A 20014-nucleotide genomic window follows, 5' to 3' on the forward strand; every position below is an offset into this window, starting at 1 on the left:
CGCGCGAGGTGGATTTCGACATTCTTGCCATCGCCGGGACCGAGACCGGTCACCTCGTCGCGCTGGGGCTGGCGCTGCTTGCCGCCATATTTCACGCGATCTTCGGCGCGATCCAGAAGGGGCGGTACGATCCGTGGCTGTCGCGCGGGGCAATCGACATTTCCTATTGCCTGATGGCCGCGCCCATCGCGCTGTTCGTGGTGCCGTGGCCCGCGCCCGACATGTGGCCGATCTTTGCCACCGTGGTGGTGATCCACATCGTCTACAAGATCCTTCAGGGTTTTGCCTATGTCTCGGGCGACTATACCGTCGTCTACCCCGTGGTGCGTGGCCTTGGCCCGCTGTTCACCGTGATCGGCGCCTATTTCATCTTCGGCGAGACATTCACGCTCACCCAGTGGCTGGGCGTCGCGGTGCTTCTTTCGGGGATCTTCGGGCTGGCCGTCTACAACATGATTTTCCTGGAAACCAACCGCGAGAAACTGCCCCTTGCGCTGACCTTCGCCATCGGTACTGGCTTGTTCGTGGCGCTTTACACCACGGTCGACGCTTATGGCATTCGCGCGGCATCCGATCCGTTCACGTTCCTCGCGTGGTTCTTCATGCTCGACGGCATGACGATGCCGTTCTATGCCCTGTACCGCTGGAAGAACATGGAAACACGGCCGCCCCTGCCCCCCCTGATCCGCAAGGGGATCATTGGCGGGTTTCTGGCTTTCGGCAGCTTCGGGTCGATCATGCTGGCCACGCGGCTCGACAAGGTGGGGGAAGCCGCCGTCCTGCGCGAGACATCGACCGTCTTCGCCGCGGCGATCGGCTGGATCTTCCTGAAGGAAACCGTCGGGCCGCGCCGCCTGACATTGATGGCGCTGATCGCGCTCGGCGCCGTGATCGTAGAATTCGGCAGCTAGGAGAGCCCATGTCCGACAAGCCAGTCAGCCCCCGCGGCAGAGAGCGAACCGAACGGACGGAACGCAAGGTCAACCCGGTCCTGAAACAGGTGCTGGAACTGGGGCCGACCATTGCCTTCTTCCTGATCTACCTGCGCCTGCGCGAAGAAAGCTTCTTCTTCGCCGGCAATGAATATTCGGGCTTCATCGTTGCCACGATCCTGTTCGTACCGATCCTGCTGGCGGCGATGGGGGCACTATACTTTCTGTCCGGTCGGCTCAGCCGCATCCAGATCTTCACCGCGGTGATGGTGATCTTCTTCGGCGCGCTGACGGCATGGTTCAACGATGAACGCTTCTTCAAGATGAAGACGACGCTGGTCTACGGCACCTTCGCACTCCTGCTGGGGATCGGGCTGTTGCAGGGCCGGTCCTACCTGGCCTTCGTGCTGTCGGAAATGCTGCCGATGGAGCAGGAGGGCTGGATGATCCTGACCCGCCGCCTGTTCCTTGTCTTCATCCTGCTGGCCGCGGCGAACGAGTTCGTCTGGCGGACCATGTCGACCGATACCTGGGTCAAGATCGAAACCTTCGCCTTCCCCATCGCGCTGGTGGCGTTCCTGTGGATCCAGATCCTGTCGATGCAGAAATACCTGATCGAGGACGACGAGTAGGTTACCGTTCGCGGGGTAGCCGGGTGCGGTGCGTGGGGACCACGCACCCTGCGGCCAGCTTTCCCCGTGGGTCATGGTTTTCGGGCGAGGATACCCGTGGCCAGACGTTCGAAGGCGCCCCGTGCGCGGGGCAGGGTGGCTTCGGGATCTTCGCTGGCGGCGATCCAGAGCGCCGCGTTCAGCGCTGCACCGTTGAGCAACCGCGCCGTGGCCTCGATATCCAGCGGTTCCACCGTGCCATCGGCGATCAGCGCCTCAAGCACCTCCATCGTGGCGGCCAGGCAGGCGTTCTGGCTGGGCCATTGCGACGGGTCGCCCAGGAAGGCGGGGCCGTCCCGCAGGACGATCCGCTGCACCTCCGGGTTCAGCGCCATCTCGATATAGGCCGCACCTTCGGCCATCAGCGCCTCCCACAGACCGTCCTTCCGCTGCCCGATCTCGCGGGCGCGGGCGGCCATGTCGGCGTCGATCTGGTGGACCACTGCGGCCAGAAGCCCGGTCTTGTCCCCGAAATTGTGATAGAGCGCGCCCCGGGTCAGTCCGACGGCCGCGGTCAGATCGTCCATCGACGCCGCCGCGAAACCCTTCTCGGCAAAGGCCTTCCGCGCCGCGGCGATCAGCTTGGCGCGGGTTTCCTCCATCTTTTCCGCCCGGCGTCCCGTGGCCATCGCGTCCCTCCGAATACACATACGCTTCGTATGCGAGTTGACATACGCCGCGTATGTGATGCAGTTTGCATACGGCTCGTATGTGAGTCGCTTCTCGCATCCTCTCCACCGCATCACAAGGATCAACCTGATGTCCTATATCCAACCCGTCTTCCCCGAAGGCCGCCATGCGCTTTATGAACAGCATGGCTATTCCGCCGCGATCCGGTCAGGCGATCTGCTGTTCGTGTCGGGGCAGGTGGGCAGCCGCACCGACGGCTCGCCCGAACCGGATTACGCAGCGCAGGTGGATCTTGCCTTCGAGAACCTGAAACGCGTGCTGGCCGCGACGGGCTGCACCTTGGCAGACCTGGTGGACGTCACCACGTACCACACCGACCCGGAGGCGCAATTCGAGGCGTTCATGGGCGTGAAGAACCGGCATTTTCCGGCCGCGCCCTATCCCAACTGGACGGCCGTGGGCGTCACCTGGCTTGCCGGGTTCGATTTCGAGATCAAGGTGACAGCGCGCATTCCCGACGCGGCCTGAGCCGCAGGGTGCGTGGGGACCACGCACCCTGCGGCAAGGGTCCCCGGCCGGGGATCGGATTCCGACGGTCGGTATGGTGCGTGGTTTCCACGCACCGCGTCCCCCGACACGATCACGACGCCTTGGCCACCGGGGGCAAGGGGCGGGGCAGGGCGGGCATGGCCACCAGCCGCGACCAGCGCGGATCGGGCTGTTCTGGCAGGCCGCGGCGTAGGCGGTCGAAGGTGAAGATCTCGGGCCGCCGGATCAGCCGGTCGTAGAAGCGCAGCACGCCGGGGCGGCTGTAGGCCGACCAATGGCAGACCCGGCGCTGGGAGGGTCCCACGGGGCAGCCCAACCGATCAAGATGCGTCAGCGTCTGCGCGCTATCCAGTTGCAGAGTCAGCACGTTGTCGTGCGCCAGCCCCAGTCCGATGGCCCGGTCGCCGGGCCGGGGTGGCGCGATCAGGCGTTCGTAGAGGAAATCGAACGTGTCGTTCTCGCGGCTGGTGACGTTGATGAATTCGGCCCGCGCGCCCGCCTGGGTGGCAAGCGCCGCCTCGACCCGGCTTTGATAACAGGCGCCGGTCAGCGACAGGATCCGCGACACGGCACCGGGCGGCAGATGGTGCAGCGCCTCCAGCGCCACGCCCGTGCCCATCGAATGGGCCACGATGTGCACGGGGCGGTCCGGGCACTGCCGGTGCAGTCGCTCCAGAACCCGGGCCAGCGCGCGCCCGGCTTCGGTGGCGCGGGCCTGGGCCGTCCACAGCGCGCCGCGCGCGTTCCAGCCGAACCCGATCCCCAACCCTTCGTCCGCGCGCCCGGTGCCGAAGCCCAGTTGCCGCGGCCAGCTGGGCGCCCCGCGCGCGGTGTGATCGGAGAACGGCGACAGGATCCCGCGATGCGGGCAATGGTATCTGTCGCCGGGACGGTACTTGTAGCCGTGGATCATCACCACGACCGGCCCCGGCGCATCGGACACCCGGTCGAAGCGCGATCCCAAAAGCGCCCCCGTCCCGTGCCATACGGGAGCGTCACCCTCTGCATTGATCCGGAGAAAAGGCATGTCGGCCCCGCCCGTTCCGCTTTGTCGGAGCAAGTGCCGCAAGCGTATGAAACGCCCGTGAAGCCAAGGTTACACCACCGTGACGTTGCCTTAATGACCCACCTGCAAAGCCGCCCCTGTCCCCACCTCGACCCGGTCCCGAAGCCATCTTCGCGGAGCCGCCGTCGCGCTGCCGGAACGGGCCGGGGCGGGTTTCCCGTCAAGGGGGCGCGAGCCCCGCGCGGATGCGCGGCCTGCCCTTGACGGGGAAGGCGGCCTGGTCCCGGGCAGCAGAAGCGATGGCGGGTGCGTGAAGATGGCGTGGGTCATCTACGTGGTGGGCCCAGAGCATCCACCAACCGGCGCTCAAGTTCCCAGACTGCCCAAATATGCCGCAACTGCATTGACCGGTCTCAACCCACGCGCTACCAACTTGGCCGTGGCGATTTGTTACCGGATTGCGGGCCACGTAAAACATCCCGCTAAAAGGTCAGACGAAAGGCCCCTTTCGCTTGACCGCGTCTGGGGCTTTTTGTTTGCGCCCGTGGAAGGGCTGAAAGGATCATCATGAGTAAAGACTGGAACAAGCGAACAGCCGCCGTCCATGGCGGCACGCGCCGCAGCCAATATGGCGAACTGAGCGAAGCGATCTTCCTGACCCAGGGCTTCGCCTATGACAGCGCCGAAGCCGCCGAGGCGCGGTTCATCGAGACCGGCGAAGACGAATACATCTATGCCCGCTACGGCAACCCGACCGTGCGGATGTTCGAAGAACGCATCGCCGCCATCGAGGGCGCCGAGGATGCCTTTGCCACCGCCAGCGGCATGGCCGCCGTTTCGGGCACGCTGTTGTCGATGCTGAAGGCCGGGGACCATGTCGTGTCCTCGAAGGCGCTGTTCGGATCGTGCCTCTACGTGCTGGAAAACGTGCTGGGCAAGTTCGGGGTCGAAGTGACCTTCGTCGACGGCGCCGACAATGCGGCATGGGACGCGGCGATCCGGTCCGATACCAAGGCCGTGTTCTTCGAATCCGTCGCCAATCCGACGCTGGAAATCGTCGACATCCGCACCGTGTGCGAGCTGGCCCACAAGGTCGGCGCGCTGGTGGTGGTCGACAACGTCTTCGCCTCGCCGGTCTTTTCCGATGCCATCGCGCAGGGGGCGGATGTCGTGGTCTATTCGGCCACCAAGCATATCGACGGGCAGGGCCGGGTTCTGGGCGGCATCGTGCTGGGGACCGAGGAATTCATCCGCGGCACGTTCGAGCCCTTCAACAAGCATATCGGCGCCTCGCTCAGCCCGTTCAATGCGTGGGTGATGCTGAAGGGGCTGGAAACGCTCAGCCTGCGGGTCAACGCGCAATGCGATACCGCGACGGCGCTGGCCAACAGGCTGGACGGCCACACCAAGGTCGCGCGCGTGCTGTTCCCGGGGCTGGAAAGCCATGCACAGCATGAATTGGCCAAGACGCAGATGAAGCGTCCCGGAACGGTCGTGTCGATCGACCTGGCCGGCGGGCAGGCGGCGGCGTTCAGCTTCATCAACGCGCTGAGGATCATCAAGATCTCGAACAACCTGGGCGACGCGAAAAGCATCATCACCCATCCCGCCACGACGACACATCAACGCCTGACGGAAGAGCAGCGACAGGCGCTTGGCATCACCCGCGGGCTGGTGCGGATCTCGGCCGGGATCGAGGACACCGATGACCTGCTGGCCGATGTGGCACAGGCGTTGGACGCGGTCTGAACTGGCCCCCGGCCGGAGCGGCGGGTCAGCGTTGGCCCGCCCGGCGCGGACTATGCGTGCGCGAGCCTGACGGTCGGCGAAAAGGGTCCGGGGCATTGACACTTTGTCATGGCGGACCATCTTTGGCCTGCGTCGTTCCATCGGCGCAGTGCCGAAGGGGGACAGCCTGATGAACGTCCATGTATCGCCCGAAGACGGACCGGCAGACCGCAAAGATGTGGCCGAGGCGCTGGATCTCCTGCGCCGCTGGGCCGAAACCGCCGCGCCCGAGGATCTGGCCGCGCTCGACCCGGTGACACGCCGGCTGATGAGCGGGGAATCGAATGCGGGCTATCCGCTGCTGTCGCGGGCCTATCCCGACGATTTCGTCGTCGACGGCGACTACCGCGCGCGCATGCCCGACCTGCAGAACGGGCCTGCCAGCCTGATCCGGGGCGAAAAACGGGTGATCCAGCATGTGGGGATCTCGAACTTCCGCCTGCCGATCGGGTTTCACCGGCGCGACGGGCGTGACCTGACGTTGGAGACCTCGGTCACCGGGACGGTGAGCCTTGAGGCCGACCGCAAGGGCATCAACATGTCCCGCATCATGCGCAGCTTCTATCGACACGCGGAAAAGAGCTTCAGCTTCGAGGTGATCGAGGCGGCGCTGGACGATTACAAGGCCGATCTCGACAGCCTGGATGCGCGGATCCAGATGCGGTTTTCCTTCCCGATGAAGGTGGACAGCCTGCGGTCGGGGCTGGAGGGCTACCAGTATTACGACATCGCGCTGGAACTGGTCGAGGCCGAGGGCGTGCAGCGCAAGATCGTGCACCTGGATTATGTCTATTCGTCGACCTGTCCGTGCTCGCTGGAGCTTTCGGAGCACGCCCGTTCCGAACGTGGACAGCTGGCCACGCCGCATTCGCAGCGTTCGGTCGCGCGGGTGTCTGTGGCGCTGGAGCCCGGTGGCGACTGCCTGTGGTTCGAGGACCTGATCGAACTGTGCCGCCGCGCGGTCCCGACGGAGACGCAGGTGATGGTCAAGCGCGAGGACGAACAGGCCTTTGCCGAGATGAACGCGGCCAACCCGATCTTCGTGGAAGACGCGGCGCGGCTGTTTTCGGCCGAATTGCAGGCCGATCCGCGGATCGGCGATTTTCGTGTGGTCGCCAGCCACCAGGAAAGCCTGCACAGCCACGATGCCGTGTCGGTGCTGGTGGAAGGGGAGACCTTCCGCGCGGCGTCGCTGGATCCAAAGCTGTTTTCGACGCTGTTTCACGTGGGCTGACACGCGGGCCCGTCGGGGATGCGTCCGCATCGCGCCCGCGGCGGCCCGCCCACCCACCCCCGTCGGATCGCTGGCGCGATCCTCCTTCCCGCCGCCGGCGCGATGCGCGCGGTGGGGAGCTTTTGCCGGTATCGGCGGAGACGGCGTCGGCGACCCAAGGACCCCATGCAGGACTGATGCCGCATTGCAGCATTTCGATGCTGCGTTTGCGAAGGATACGGTGTATGGTAGGTTCAGGACGTGCCGGATCGGGCATGTCCGGAAGACCGGGGCAGCGACACGCCCCGTGCCAGGGCGTCGGGCGATTTCTGTCAGAGATCCCCTGCGCTTGTCCGGTCCGCCAGGAGCGAGCACCATGTGGACACGTTCATTCGAAACGAGCCCCGGCCAGGTTGCGGCCTGCACCGTTGATTCGATGGGACTGGCCGCACTGCGCGGGGCGGGCCTTCTGGACCGGCCGGGGCGCTCGCCCCACCCCGCATCGGTGCGCAGGCGAACCCGCCGCGGCTGGCTGGGGCTCACACACAGTTTCACTGCGCGCATGCAGCGGGCCGGACGGCCCGGCGTGCCGACGCAAACGGAGTAGGACCATGATGTCACCCCTTAGAACACACCTGCAATTTCAGGCGGCCTGCATGCGCATGGCAGGCTACACGATGGCCGCGCACATGCAGCTTCTGCGCAGCATGACGAAATCGGCCGTCGAGGCACAGAGCCGGACGACAAGGGCCTTCAGGCTTCGGTCCGTTGGTCTGCCCGTCGAAGCCTCAGCGGCCGCACCGGCCCCGACGGCGGCGACGGCGGCGCCGGAAAAGCCCAAGGCCCAGGCGGCAAAGCCCGCGGCGGCCAAGGCCAAGGCGCCACCGAAGAAACGTGCGGCCCCGGCGCGCCCCAAAACGCCTGCCGCCAAGGCGAAGAAGCCATCGGCGAAACCGGCCGCAAGAACGGCGGCGGAGGCGGCGCCCAAGACCGCGAAGACCGCCACGGCGACGGCCGCGTCGAAACCGGCCAAGAAGGCTGCAACGCCGGCGGCGACGCCGAAACAGGCGCCGAAGCCGGCCCCGAAACCGGAGGCGAAAGCCTCCGGGGCGGCAAAACCGGCGGCCCCGACCGGGACGACGACCCCGACACCTGCCAAACCCGCGGCAAACCCGAAAACGGGTACCAGGACCGCCCCGAAGGACCAGGGCTGAGCCCGGGCCCGGTGACTGCTGCTTGACAGCGACAGGGCGGCGCGCCAAGGCTCTCATCCATGCCGGACTTGCGCCCTGTCGGATATGTCATCGGCCTGTTGGTCACCATATTGGGCGCGACGATGGTCGTGCCCATGGCGGTCGACTTGATCGAAGGGCAGGGCCACTGGACGGCCTTCCTGGAAGCGTCGCTGATCACCATGACGACAGGCGTCGCCATGTCGCTCGCCTGCGCCAACGGCGTGAAGGAAGGGCTGACCATCCAGCAGACCTTCCTTCTGACCACGGGCGTCTGGGTGGCGCTGCCGATCTTCGGCGCATTGCCGATGATCCTTGGCGCGACCGATGCCGAATTCGTCGACGCGTTCTTCGAGGCGATGTCGGGGCTGACGACCACCGGGTCGACGGTGCTGGTCGGGCTGGATGACCTGCCGAAGGGGCTGCTCTTGTGGCGCGGCATCCTGCAATGGCTGGGCGGCATCGGGATCATCGTTGTCGCCATGGTGTTCCTGCCTGAACTGCGCGTGGGCGGCATGCAGATCTTCCGCGCCGAGGCCTTTGACACGATGGGCAAGATCCTGCCCCGCGCGACCGAGATTTCGGCCCGCATTTCAAGCATCTATGTCGGGCTGACGGTGCTGTGCGCGCTGTCCTACGGGGCTGCGGGGGTGGGCACGTTCGATGCCATCGTGCACGCGATGACCACCGTGGCGACCGGGGGGCTTTCGACCTACGACAATTCCTTTGCCGAGCTGCCGCCGGCCGCCGAATACGTGGCCGTGGTGTTCATGCTGCTCGCCGCGATGCCCTTCGTGCGGTACGTGCAGTTCCTGTCGGGCACGGCACGGCCCCTGTTCCTGGATGCCCAGGTGCGCGGGTTCTTCATCGTCCTGGTGATCATCGTTCTGCTTCTGACGCTGTGGATGATGCCCGAGGCCAACGGCAATTATGCCGACACGTTCCGGGCCGTGCTGTTCAACACGACGTCGCTGATGACGGGGACGGGGTTTTCCAGCGAGAACTACATGGAATGGGGCAGCTTTCCGGTCATGGTGCTGTTCTTCACCGGGCTGATCGGGGGGTGCGCGGGCTCGACCGCCTGTTCGATCAAGATCTTCCGGTACCAGCTTCTGTTCGCGTCGATCCGAAGCCAGATCCAGCAGCTGCGATCGCCCCACGGGCTGTTCACCCCGCGCTTCCAGGGGCGGCCCGTGGCGCACGACGTGCTGAGCTCGGTCATGTCGTTCTTCGTCTTCTTCATCGTGACCATGGGTGCCGTGGCGTGGATGCTGAGCTTCACGGGGCTGGATTTCATCACGTCGGTGTCGGGGGCTGCGACGGCGCTGGCCAATGTGGGGCCGGGGCTGGGGGACGAGATCGGGCCGGCGGGCAATTTCGGCGGGCTGAACGATTCCGCCAAGTGGATCCTGTGCGGCGCGATGCTGATCGGACGGCTTGAACTGATGGTCGTCTACACGATCCTGACGGTCAGGTTCTGGCGCGTCTGAGGCCGTGCGTGTCCGCCCGTTCCGCCCGCGCGCGGGCCGGCCCACCCGCCCAACCCCCGCCGACCGCCCGTTCGGGCGGCCGGCTTGCCGTCCCGCGCGTGGGCGGAACGGGCGAGGGCAGGTCGTGAATCAGGCGGTGAATCAGGCGGTGGCCTGGGTCAGCGCCTGGTCGAGATCGGCGATCAGGTCGTCGGCATCCTCGATCCCGATGGAGACGCGGACCATGTTGGGTTCGGCCCCCGCGGCCTTCTGCTGTTCTGGGGACAGCTGGCGGTGGGTTGTCGAGGCCGAATGGATGATCAGCGAGCGCGTATCGCCGAGGTTCGCCACGTGGGAGAAGATCTCGAGCGCGTTGACCAGCTTGATGCAGGCCTCGTACCCGCCCTTGACCGCGAAGGTGAAGAGACCGCCGGCGCCCTTGGGGCAGATCTTCTCCACCCGGTCGTAATAGGGCGAGGAGGGCAGGCCGGCATAGGTCACGCTTTCGATCCGGTCGTCGGCTTCGAGCCAGGCGGCGACCTTCTGCGCGTTCTCGACATGTCTTTGCATGCGCAGGGACAGCGTTTCGATCCCCATCAGCGTGTAATGCGCGCCCTGGGGGTTCATCGTCATGCCCAGATCGCGCAGGCCCACGGCGATGCCGTGGAAGGTGAAGGCCAGCGGGCCGAACGTCTCGTGGAATTTCAGCCCATGATAGGCGGGCTCGGGCTGGGACAGGGACGGGAACTTGTCGGAGGCCGACCAGTCGAACGTGCCGGAATCGACCACCACGCCGCCGGTGACGGTGCCGTTACCGGTGAGGTACTTCGTGGTCGAATGGACCACCAGCGAGGCGCCGTGTTCGAACGGGCGGCAGAGGTAAGGCGTGGCCGAGGTGTTGTCGACGATCAGCGGCACGCCGGCGTCGTTCGAGATCGCGGAGATGGCATCGAGATCGGTGATGTAACCGCCGGGGTTGGCGACGGATTCGCAGAACACCGCGCGGGTGTTTTCGTCGATGGCGGCCTTCACGGCGTCGGTGTCGTCGAAATCGACGAAAGTGGCCGACCAGCCGAAGCGCTTGATGGTCTGGCTGAACTGGGTGACCGTGCCGCCGTAAAGACGGGTCGAGGCCACGATATTGCAGCCGGGCTGCATCAGCGGGAAGAGCGCCATGATCTGCGCCGCGTGACCCGACGAGCAGCAGACGGCGCCGGCGCCGCCTTCCAGCGTCGCGATGCGTTCCTGCAGGACGGCGACGGTGGGGTTGGTCAGGCGGGAGTAGATGAAGCCCACTTCCTGAAGATTGAAGAGCGCGGCGGCATGATCGGCGTCGCGGAAGACATAGGCCGTGGTCTGGTAGATCGGCGTCTGCCGGGCGCCCGTTGCGGGATCGGGCTGCGCGCCGGCGTGGATCTGCAATGTGTCGAAACCATGGGACATGGGGTATTCCTCCTTCGGATGGGCGCAACGTTGCGCCGCGCGGGGCGGGCGTCAACTCTGATATGGCGTATGGCGGCGACAGACGGTTTCTGCTTCGGCTCACCACGTAGATGACATCGCCACCTTAGCGGCGCCGCCATCGCGCTGGGTACCTGACACCTCCGGCACGGTCCATCAAGGGCAAGCCGCCGGTTCCGTTCCGGGCGGGGTGTCGCGCTTCAGGGCTTGCCGTGGAAAAGAGTCAGGGCGGCAACGTGTTCGACGTTGCCGCCCCGCGCCCTATGCAGGGCTCGGGCATCGATGCCCGATCGCGCATGAAAACCGTCGGCGTCATCCACAGGAGCGACCCGTGGCAACTTCAGGTCCTGAATTCCGAACCGCGTGGGGCGAAATTTATCGCACTCTCTTCGCGGTTTGCGGGTGGGACCGTCATCGGCGCCATGCGCACCTCCCCTTCCTCCAAGACGGGACTAGATCGCGACATTATGCCCGTGTCAAGCTTTCAGAAAGGATGACTGGGGACCTTGAAAAATGCGGCAGCGCAGCATTCGCGGTGCGGCTGACGGATGACAGCCAGAGTTGACACGGGGCGCCGACAGCGCCTTGATGCGCGCCATGAGCTGGAGAGACGAAGCCGACAGGATCGCCGCCCGACGGGCCGCCGCCACCGCGCAGGGCGGGCCGGAAGGCGTTGAGAAACAACATAATGCCGGGCGCCTGACGGTGCGGGAACGCATCGACGCGGTGCTGGATCCCGGGTCGTTCGACGAGGTCGGGCGCACGGCGGGCGATGCCGAAACCGGCGAGAACGGGGAGCTTCTGTCCTTCGATCCCGCGAATTTCGTGCTGGGTTTCGGAGAGATTGACGGCCGGCCCGTTGTCGTCGGCGGGGAGGATTTCACGCTGCGGGGCGGGTCGCCCACATTGGCGGGGCTCAGGAAGAGCGTTTACGCCGAGAAACTTGCGCTGGAGTACCGAATCCCGCTGGTCCGCCTGCACGAAGGGTCGGGCGGCTCGGTCGGCACGCCAAAGCGTCCGACGCCGCCTTCGCCCGTGTTCGATGCGCCGCGATTCCGGACGGTGGCGGAGACGCTGGCGACGGTCCCCGTGGCCTCGGCCGCGCTGGGCGCGGTGGCGGGGTTGCCCGCGGCGCGGCTGGTGTCTTCGCATTTCTCGGTCATGTCGAAGAGCACGGCACAGATTCTTGTGGCGGGGCCGGTGGTGGTGAAGCGCGCCATGGGCGAAGACCTGACGAAGGACGAACTGGGCGGCGCACAGGTCCATGCGAAGAACGGCACGGTCGACAACGCAGCCGAGGACGAGGCGGCCAGCCTGGCCGAGATCCGCACCTTCCTGAGCTACCTGCCCGGCAATGTCTGGGAGCTGCCGCCGGTGATGGCGTGCGATGACCCCGAGGACAGGGCCGAGGATTCGCTGGTGGATATCGTTCCGCGCGACCGGCGCCGGGCGTTCGACATGCGCAAGGTCATCGGGCCGGTTGTCGACACGGGATCGTTCTTCGAGATGGGCCGGGGATACGGGCGGTCGCAGATCACGGGGCTTGCCCGGCTGGGCGGACGGCCGGTGGGGATCTGGGCCAATGACGGGCGGTTCCTGGCGGGGTCGATGACTGCCGATGGCGCGCAGAAGGCGCGGCGGTTCCTGGAGCTGTGCGAGACGTTCCATCTGCCGGTCATCAGCCTGATCGACGAACCGGGCTTCTGGATCGGCTCGCAGGCGGAAAAGGACGCCACGATTCGCCATGGCGCCAACGTGGTGCTGACGGCGGCGATGCTGTCGGTGCCGTGGGCCAGCGTGATGATCCGCCGGTCCTTCGGCGTGGCACAGGCCGCGCATTACGGGCCGGGCGGCTACGTGCTGGCCTGGCCATCCGCGGAAACCGGGCCGCTGCCCGTGGAAGGCGGTGTGGCTATTGCCTACCGGCGCGAGATCGAGGCGGCGGCGGACCCCGATGCGAAACGGCGCGAGCTGGAAGAGGCGATGGCCGCCAAGCAAAGCCCCTTCCCACGGGCCGAGGCCTTTGCCGTCCATGAACTGATCGACCCGCGGGAAACGCGGGGGCTGCTCTGCCGGTGGCTGAAACGGCAGGCGCCGAAACTGGAAACGCTGAAGGGCCCGCCGCGCTTTCTGCCGCGGCCCTGATCTGAGGAAACGGAGCCGGAGACATGGCTGTGAATATCGAAACCGAAACCGGCGGGACGATCTGGAAGTGCCTCGTTGAAAACGGGCAATCGGTGGCCGAGGGCGATGTGCTTTTCATCATGGAGGTGATGAAGATGGAGGTCCCCTACGAGGCACCGGTTGCCGGCACGGTTTCCGATCTGGCGATTGCCGAAGGCGACGCGGTGCCCGAGGATCATCTGGCGCTGGTTCTGACATGACGTACCATTTGCCGCAGCATGGGCGCGGGGCGCCATCTGCCCTGCGATGTGTTGACGGGTCGCATCTTGCCGTTACGGCATTGACAGGCAATGGGCTTGAGGGCCAAGACAATTCCGCCGTGTCAAACCACGGCTTTACAGAATGCTGCGGCGTGACGAAAAGTCTTTACAAACAAATCGTTTCTTTCCCGTGCCTTATTTAATAATTTTCCAAGCCCGTTAAGATGCGCGGCAAAGGCGTGGTGAAGAATTGGTGAGGATCCTTCGCCGCGTGCAGATGACTGGGATTGGGAGGAGCCTGAGATGACCAGCGAAGTTGCGAGCTATCCGCCGTCGGCAGATTTCGTGGGCGGCGCTCATGTGGACGCCGCCAAATACGACGAGATGTACAAGGCCTCGATCGCGGATCCGGAGGCGTTCTGGACCGAGCATGCCAAGCGGATCGACTGGATAGAGCCCTTCACCAAGGTGAAGGATGTCAGCTTTGCGCCGGGCAATATCGACATCAAGTGGTTCGAGGACGGCGTGCTGAACGTCGCCGCCAACTGCGTCGACCGTCACCTGGAAACCCGCGGCGACCAGACCGCGATCATCTGGGAGCCGGACGATCCGTCCGACCCGGCCATGCACATCACCTACAAGGACCTGCACGCATCCGTTTGCCGGATGGCCAACGTGCTGGCCAAGCTGGGCGTGGGCAAGGGCGACCGGGTCGTCATCTACATGCCGATGATCCCGGAAGCGGCCTATGCGATGCTGGCCTGCGCGCGGCTGGGCGCGATCCATTCGGTGGTCTTCGCGGGCTTCTCGCCCGATGCGCTGTCGGCGCGGATCAACGGGTGTGACGCGAAGGTCGTGATCACGGCCGATTATGCGCCCCGCGGTGGCAAGGCCACGCCGCTGAAGTCGAACACCGATGCGGCGCTGCTGCACACCAAGGACAGTGTCAAATGCCTGATGGTCCGCCGCACCGGCGGCCAGACCACGTGGATTGCCGACCGCGATTACGACTACAACGCGATGGTCCAGGAGGTCGACGATTACTCCGAACCCGCGGAGGTGAACGCGGAAGATCCGCTGTTCATCCTGTATACCTCCGGCTCCACCGGTCAGCCCAAGGGCGTGGTGCATTCGTCGGGCGGGTATCTTGTGTATGCCGCGCTGACGCACGAGGTGACCTTCGATTACCACGATGGCGACATCTACTGGTGCACGGCCGATGTGGGCTGGGTCACCGGGCACAGCTACATCGTGTATGGCCCGCTGGCCAATGGCGCCACGACGCTGATGTTCGAAGGCGTGCCGACCTATCCCGACGCCTCGCGCTTCTGGCAGGTGTGCGAGAAGCACAAGGTGAACCAGTTCTACACCGCGCCGACCGCGATCCGCGCGCTGATGGGGCAAGGCAACCAGTTCGTCGAAAAATGCGACCTGTCTTCGCTGAAGCTGCTGGGCACGGTGGGCGAACCCATCAACCCCGAGGCGTGGAACTGGTACAACGATGTCGTGGGCAAGGGGAAATGCCCCATCGTCGACACGTGGTGGCAGACGGAAACCGGCGGCCACATGATGACACCGCTGCCCGGCGCCCATGCGGCCAAGCCCGGTGCCGCGATGCGGCCCTTCTTCGGGGTGGAACCCGTGGTGCTGGAGCCTCAGACGGGCGAGGAGATCCACGAAAGCCCCACCGAAGGCGTGCTGGCGATCAAGGCCAGCTGGCCCGGGCAGATGCGCACCGTCTGGGGCGATCACGAACGGTTCGAGAAGACCTATTTCTCGGACTACAAGAACTACTATTTCTCCGGCGACGGCTGCAAACGCGATGCCGATGGCGATTACTGGATCACCGGGCGTGTCGATGACGTGATCAACGTCTCGGGCCACCGGATGGGTACGGCCGAGGTCGAAAGCGCCCTTGTCGCCCACGTGAAGGTTGCCGAGGCCGCGGTGGTGGGGTACCCGCACGACATCAAGGGGCAGGGCATCTATTGCTATGTCACCCTGATGAACGGGGTCGAGCCCTCCGACGAGCTGCGCAAGGAGCTGCGCGGCTGGGTCCGGAACGAAATCGGGCCGATTGCGTCGCCCGACGTGATCCAGTGGGCGCCGGGACTGCCGAAGACGCGGTCGGGCAAGATCATGCGGCGGATCCTGCGCAAGATCGCCGAAAACGATGTCGGCGCGTTGGGGGATACCTCGACTCTGGCCGAGCCGGCCGTGGTGGACGACCTGATCGCCAACCGGCCTGACGCATAAGAAGGGGAAGACATGGACGGATCGAACGCCATGGCCGCACCAGCCGTACTGATCCTGCTTGGCCCTCCGGGCGCCGGCAAGGGCACCCAGGCCCGCAAGCTGACCGACCGCTTCGGGCTGGTGCAGCTTTCCACCGGCGACCTGCTGCGCGCAGCGGTCGCTGAAGGGACAGAGGCCGGAAAGCAGGCCGAAGCCGTCATGAAAGCCGGCGGGCTGGTGTCCGACGACATTGTCATCGCCATCCTGCGCGACCGGATGAGCCAGCCGGATTGCGCGGCCGGCGTGATCCTGGATGGCTTCCCGCGGACGGCGGGGCAGGCAAGGGCGCTCGATTCGCTTCTGGCGGAATCGGGGCAGGAGATCGCGGCGGCGATCAGCCTCGAGGTCGACGATGCGGCGATGGTCGAACGGGTGTCCGGCCGCTACACTTGCGCGAAATGCGGCGAAGGCTATCACGACAGCTTCAAGCAGCCGGAAACCGCCGGGGTCTGCGATGTCTGCGGCAGCACCGAATTCAAGCGCCGACCCGATGACAATGCGGATGCCGTGGCGACCCGGCTGGAAGCCTATCACGCCGAAACCGCGCCCCTGATCGCCTATTATTCCGACCAGGGTGTGCTGAAGACGGTCGATGCGATGGCCGATATCGACAGCGTGTCGGACCGGATGGCCGGCATCGTGCAGGACGCGTTCGCCTGAGGCAGGCGGATCCCGCCGGTCGGTGGCCCGCCTCTCGCCCTTGACGCCGGGCGCAGGATCGCTCAGGCCATGGGGGCTGTGGCGGGGTCTCGATGTGGCGGGCCGTGTCGCGGCAGTTGCGCGTATTCGTTCCGGCAAAGGCAATTCCGTCCGATGACAGATCCCGACCCGTCCCGGCAGCTGTCGGAATTCACCCCGAAACCCGGGACGACGAAGGCCTTTCGCGAGGCGCTGGGCTGCTTCGGCACAGGTGTGACAATCGTCACGGCGCTGAACCACGGCGCGCCGGTGGCGATGACCGCCAATTCCTTCTCCGCCGTGTCGCTGGATCCGCCGCTGGTTCTCTGGTGCCCGGCGCGGAAGTCGCAGCGGCATGACTGGATGGTCGAGGCGCAGCATTTCTCGATCCACGTCGTGGCCGAGGACCAGGAGGATCTCGCCGCACGCTTCGCCAGGACGGGGGACGATTTCGACGGCGTGGACTGGGTGAAGGGACCGGAAGGCGTGCCACATCTGGCGGGCTGTCTTGCGCGGTTCGACTGCCACCGCCACGCGGTGCATGACGGGGGCGATCATTCGATCATCGTCGGACATGTGGCCCACGCCGCCTACCGTGCCGGCCAGGGCCTGATCTTCAAGCGCGGCCAGTATGGCGGGTTTGCAGGGCCGATTTGAGCCTGTGACGGCCCGGCGCTTGGCGGGGCGACCGCACCCGCCGGATCATGTGTGATCCGGGTCGCGCCCGACCCTCCCTAAGCGTCCGCCATCGCAACCAGCGCCCGGGCGATCTGCGAGAACACCTGCGTGCTTTCCCCGCCCGTGGCCGCGACCGGCGTGCCGCCATCGCCGCTCAGCCGGATGTCCAGATGCAGCGGCACGGCGCCCAGCAGGGGCACGCCCATCTTCTCGGCCTCAAGGCTCACGCCGCCATGGCCGAAGATGTGCTCCTCGTGCCCGCAATTCGAACAGATATGGGTCGACATGTTTTCGACCAGGCCAAGGATCGGCACGTTCAGGCGGTTGAACATGTCGATGGCCTTGCGCGCGTCCAGCAGCGCCACGTCCTGCGGCGTGGACACGATCACCGCGCCGTCGATCACGAATTTCTGGCAGAGCGACAGCTGCACGTCGCCCGTGCCGGGCGGCAGGTCGATCACCAGAACGTCCAGATCGCCCCACGCGACCTGCATCATCATCTGTTGCACCGCGCTCATCAGCATGGGCCCGCGCCAGACGACGGATTGCGCTTCGTCCAGCATCAGCCCCATCGACATCATCTTCACGCCATGGGCCTGCAAGGGATCGATCACCTTGCCGTCGGCACTGGCGGGCCTGCGCGACACGCCCATCATTCGCGGTTGTGACGGCCCGTAGAAATCGGCGTCGAGCAGCCCCACGCGCTGCCCTTCGGCGGCCAGCGCGATGGCGAGGTTGGCCGACACGGTCGACTTGCCCACACCGCCTTTCCCCGAGCCCACGACGATCACCCGCCCGACGCCCGGCACACGCTGCGGCCCGGCCGGGGCCGGTTGCCTGGGCGTCTGCGCGGCGCCCTTGCCCTTCAGGTCGGGCGGCGCCTTGGCACTGTGGGCTGTCAGCAGGACCGACGCTTTCGCGACGCCGGGCAGGGCGGCAACACGCGCTTCGGCTTCCGCCCGCACGGGTTCCATCTTTTTCGCTGCGTCGGGCGCGATTTCCAGCACGAAGCGCACCGTATCGCCATCGACCGTCAGTGCGCGCACCAGGTCGGCGGCGATCAGATCCTTGCCGCTCACCGGGTCGGTGACCTGTTTCAGCTCTTCCAGAATGCGGTCCCGCAGGGTGTCGGCGCTCATCAGATCTTTGTCCTTTGCAATCACTGCCCCCTGTATATCGCCGCCTGTCGCGGTCACAAGGCGATGCGGCGCATTCTGGTGCACCAGGAACCACAACCTGCCGGAAACCGCGGAAAATTTCTTTTCCGGGGACGGGGTTTGATCCGGGTCAATGTCGTCCCCATGTGTGTTCTTCAAGATCGCGTTGACCATAAAGGAGGGCAGAATGACCCACACTCCCCACGAACTCGCCGAAGAGTTCCCCGACAAGGTCGAGGCGATGCACAAGCTGAAGTCCTCGGACGCGCATTTCGCGAAACTGTTCGAGGAATATCACGAGCTGAACCGCACGATCCACCGGGCCGAAACGAATGTCGAACCGATGGAAGACCTGGCCGAAGGCGAGTTGCGCAAGAAGCGCGCGGCGCTGAAGGACGAGATCTCGCGGATCCTGGCGAAAGCCGCCTGATAAGCTGAACGGCGCCGGGCCCACGGGTCGGGCGCTATCCCACCTCGTAGGGTAGCACGCCGCGCGTGTCTGCGTCGATGGTCAGCTGCCGCTCCAACGGCGGGACCGACCGCTGGTGGCAATTCTTCCGCTCACAGATCCGGCACGAGATGCCGATGGGCTCGAACGCGGTGGCCTTCGTGGTGTCCAGCGTGTCGGCATAGACAAGCGACGCCGCATGGCGCACCTCGCACCCAAGCGCAATTGCATAGCGCCGGACCGGCGCGCCGTAGGAGCCGCCCGGCTTCGACACGTCGCGCGCAAGGCTGATGTAACGCACGCCGTCGGGCGTTTCGGCCAGCTGGCGCAGGAAATGACCCGGGGTTTCAAAGGCCCGGTGCACGTTCCACAGCGGGCAGGCGCCGCCGAAGCGGGCGAATTGCAGGCGTGTGGCGGAGTGGCGCTTGGTGATCGTGCCCGCCTGATCGACCCGGACGAAGAAGAACGGAATGCCCTTGGCGCCCGGTCGCTGCATCGTGGACAGCCGGTGCGCGACCTGTTCGATCGAGGCGCCGAACCGGCCCCCCAGTAATTCCAGATCGTGCCGGCATAGCTCGGCGGCCTCAAGGAACGGCGTGTAGGGCATCAGCGCGGCGCCGGCGAAGTAGTTCGCCAGCCCGATCTTGGCGATGTCGCGGGCCGTGTCGCTTTGGAAGCGGGCGAGATCCAGCGTCGCCTCCAGCAGCGCGTTCTGCTGCACCAGCGCCAGTTGCAGCAGCAGCTGGAAGCGGCGGGTTTCGGGGGGCACGCGGTTCGACAGCGTCAGCTCTCCGGTCGCGCCGTCGAAATGGCGCAGACCGGGCATGTCGGCAAGCGTTACGGTGATGTTGTGGGTACGCAGCGTAGCGGTGGCTGCATCGGCGATGTCGCGGTTCGCAGCGACCGATGTGCCGAACCGTTCGGCAGCACGATCCACGGCATCGATGTAGTTGTCGCAGTAATGAAAGAAATCGCGCACCTCGTCCCACGGACTGGCGGGGGCGCTGGCATCCGCGCGGCCCAGTGCTTCGTCGAGTGAAGCCAGCCGTTCGTGCGTCTGCCGGTAGCGTCGGTGCAGTTCCAGGAAGGCGCGCGCCAGTGCCGGCGCGTTCGACGCCGTCAATCTCAGATCCGCCATCGGGGGCGCGCCATCGGCGAAGACGGGATCGGCGAGCGCCTCGCGCATGTCCGACACCAGACGTTCGGCATCGCCTGTCGACAGCTCGGTCACGTCGACGCCGAATTCCATCGCCAGCGCCAGCACCACCGTCGTGGAAACGGGGCGGTTGTTGTTTTCCATCTGGTTCAGATAGGGCAGCGACACGCCCAGCTTGGCGGCGAAATCCTTCTGGGTCAGGCCGAGACGGGTGCGGATCTCGCGCAGCTTGGCGCCGGCGTACAGCTTCTGGACGGTCATGGGTTT

At 65.8% G+C, this 20014-nt stretch carries 18 protein-coding genes and 1 riboswitch; of the genes, 12 read left to right on the plus strand and 6 right to left on the minus strand.

Annotation, left to right across the window (positions count from 1 at the left end):
* Nucleotides 1-8: 8 nt before the first annotated feature.
* Entirely contained in the window at nt 9-911 is a 903-nt protein-coding gene (locus tag D4754_RS12745) for an EamA family transporter (protein WP_121064158.1), read from the plus strand.
* A gap of 8 nt (nt 912-919) precedes the next feature.
* Nucleotides 920-1564, plus strand: a complete 645-nt coding sequence (locus tag D4754_RS12750) for an inner membrane-spanning protein YciB (protein ID WP_121064160.1) — start codon at nt 920-922, stop codon at nt 1562-1564.
* A gap of 71 nt (nt 1565-1635) precedes the next feature.
* Here D4754_RS12750 and D4754_RS12755 read toward each other — a convergent pair whose 3' ends face one another.
* Complete coding sequence (locus D4754_RS12755) at nt 1636-2232, minus strand: TetR/AcrR family transcriptional regulator (protein WP_121064162.1); 597 nt, start codon at nt 2230-2232, stop codon at nt 1636-1638.
* A 130-nt stretch (nt 2233-2362) separates the two neighbouring features.
* Here D4754_RS12755 and D4754_RS12760 point away from each other — a divergent pair, with 130 nt between their 5' ends.
* Entirely contained in the window at nt 2363-2761 is a 399-nt protein-coding gene (locus D4754_RS12760) for a RidA family protein (RefSeq protein ID WP_121064164.1), read from the plus strand.
* 112 nt (nt 2762-2873) lie between these two features.
* Here D4754_RS12760 and D4754_RS12765 read toward each other — a convergent pair whose 3' ends face one another.
* On the minus strand, nt 2874-3809 hold the full coding sequence (locus tag D4754_RS12765) for an alpha/beta hydrolase (protein ID WP_121064166.1): 936 nt from the start codon (nt 3807-3809) through the stop codon (nt 2874-2876).
* A gap of 408 nt (nt 3810-4217) precedes the next feature.
* A riboswitch (SAM riboswitch) is annotated at nt 4218-4294 on the plus strand.
* A 61-nt stretch (nt 4295-4355) separates the two neighbouring features.
* Between D4754_RS12765 and metZ the strand changes: the two genes are divergently transcribed.
* Both metZ and folE2 read left to right on the plus strand, forming a co-directional pair.
* Nucleotides 4356-5537: an O-succinylhomoserine sulfhydrylase gene (metZ, locus tag D4754_RS12770; protein ID WP_121064168.1), complete on the plus strand. Its 1182-nt coding sequence runs from the start codon at nt 4356-4358 to the stop codon at nt 5535-5537.
* A gap of 169 nt (nt 5538-5706) precedes the next feature.
* Nucleotides 5707-6810, plus strand: a complete 1104-nt coding sequence (folE2, locus tag D4754_RS12775) for a GTP cyclohydrolase FolE2 (RefSeq protein WP_121064170.1) — start codon at nt 5707-5709, stop codon at nt 6808-6810.
* A 649-nt stretch (nt 6811-7459) separates the two neighbouring features.
* Here the strand turns inward: folE2 and D4754_RS24235 are convergent.
* Complete coding sequence (locus D4754_RS24235; protein ID WP_205589629.1) at nt 7460-7948, minus strand: hypothetical protein; 489 nt, start codon at nt 7946-7948, stop codon at nt 7460-7462.
* Between the two features lie 114 nt (nt 7949-8062).
* On the opposite strand from D4754_RS24235, the gene D4754_RS12785 reads away from it, so the two are divergent.
* Nucleotides 8063-9511, plus strand: a complete 1449-nt coding sequence (locus D4754_RS12785) for a TrkH family potassium uptake protein (RefSeq protein WP_121064172.1) — start codon at nt 8063-8065, stop codon at nt 9509-9511.
* Nucleotides 9512-9652: 141 nt separating this feature from the next.
* Here the strand turns inward: D4754_RS12785 and D4754_RS12790 are convergent, their stop codons facing one another.
* Nucleotides 9653-10933 (minus strand): O-acetylhomoserine aminocarboxypropyltransferase/cysteine synthase family protein, encoded by a 1281-nt coding sequence (locus D4754_RS12790; protein WP_121064174.1) that lies wholly within the window; start codon nt 10931-10933, stop codon nt 9653-9655.
* Between the two features lie 615 nt (nt 10934-11548).
* Here D4754_RS12790 and D4754_RS12800 point away from each other — a divergent pair.
* The 5 genes from D4754_RS12800 (at nt 11549) to D4754_RS12820 (ending at nt 16965) form a co-directional block, all read left to right on the plus strand.
* Entirely contained in the window at nt 11549-13096 is a 1548-nt protein-coding gene (locus tag D4754_RS12800) for an acyl-CoA carboxylase subunit beta (protein ID WP_121064756.1), read from the plus strand.
* Between the two features lie 23 nt (nt 13097-13119).
* On the plus strand, nt 13120-13335 hold the full coding sequence (locus D4754_RS12805) for a biotin/lipoyl-containing protein (RefSeq protein WP_121064178.1): 216 nt from the start codon (nt 13120-13122) through the stop codon (nt 13333-13335).
* A 303-nt stretch (nt 13336-13638) separates the two neighbouring features.
* Nucleotides 13639-15591, plus strand: a complete 1953-nt coding sequence (gene acs / locus D4754_RS12810) for an acetate--CoA ligase (RefSeq protein ID WP_121064180.1) — start codon at nt 13639-13641, stop codon at nt 15589-15591.
* 12 nt (nt 15592-15603) lie between these two features.
* On the plus strand, nt 15604-16290 hold the full coding sequence (locus D4754_RS12815) for an adenylate kinase (RefSeq protein WP_240453871.1): 687 nt from the start codon (nt 15604-15606) through the stop codon (nt 16288-16290).
* 153 nt (nt 16291-16443) lie between these two features.
* Nucleotides 16444-16965, plus strand: coding sequence for a flavin reductase family protein (locus tag D4754_RS12820; protein ID WP_240453872.1), 522 nt, complete (start codon nt 16444-16446; stop codon nt 16963-16965).
* A gap of 77 nt (nt 16966-17042) precedes the next feature.
* Here D4754_RS12820 and D4754_RS12825 read toward each other — a convergent pair whose 3' ends face one another.
* Nucleotides 17043-18125 (minus strand): Mrp/NBP35 family ATP-binding protein, encoded by a 1083-nt coding sequence (locus D4754_RS12825; protein WP_121064763.1) that lies wholly within the window; start codon nt 18123-18125, stop codon nt 17043-17045.
* A 205-nt stretch (nt 18126-18330) separates the two neighbouring features.
* Between D4754_RS12825 and D4754_RS12830 the strand changes: the two genes are divergently transcribed.
* Nucleotides 18331-18573, plus strand: a complete 243-nt coding sequence (locus D4754_RS12830; RefSeq protein WP_121064182.1) for an HP1242/YdcH family protein — start codon at nt 18331-18333, stop codon at nt 18571-18573.
* A 34-nt stretch (nt 18574-18607) separates the two neighbouring features.
* Here the strand turns inward: D4754_RS12830 and D4754_RS12835 are convergent, their stop codons facing one another.
* Entirely contained in the window at nt 18608-20008 is a 1401-nt protein-coding gene (locus tag D4754_RS12835; protein ID WP_121064183.1) for a helix-turn-helix domain-containing protein, read from the minus strand.
* Nucleotides 20009-20014: the final 6 nt, after the last annotated feature.

The organism is Chachezhania antarctica (genome assembly GCF_003646465.1).
GTDB lineage: Bacteria > Pseudomonadota > Alphaproteobacteria > Rhodobacterales > Rhodobacteraceae > Chachezhania > Chachezhania antarctica.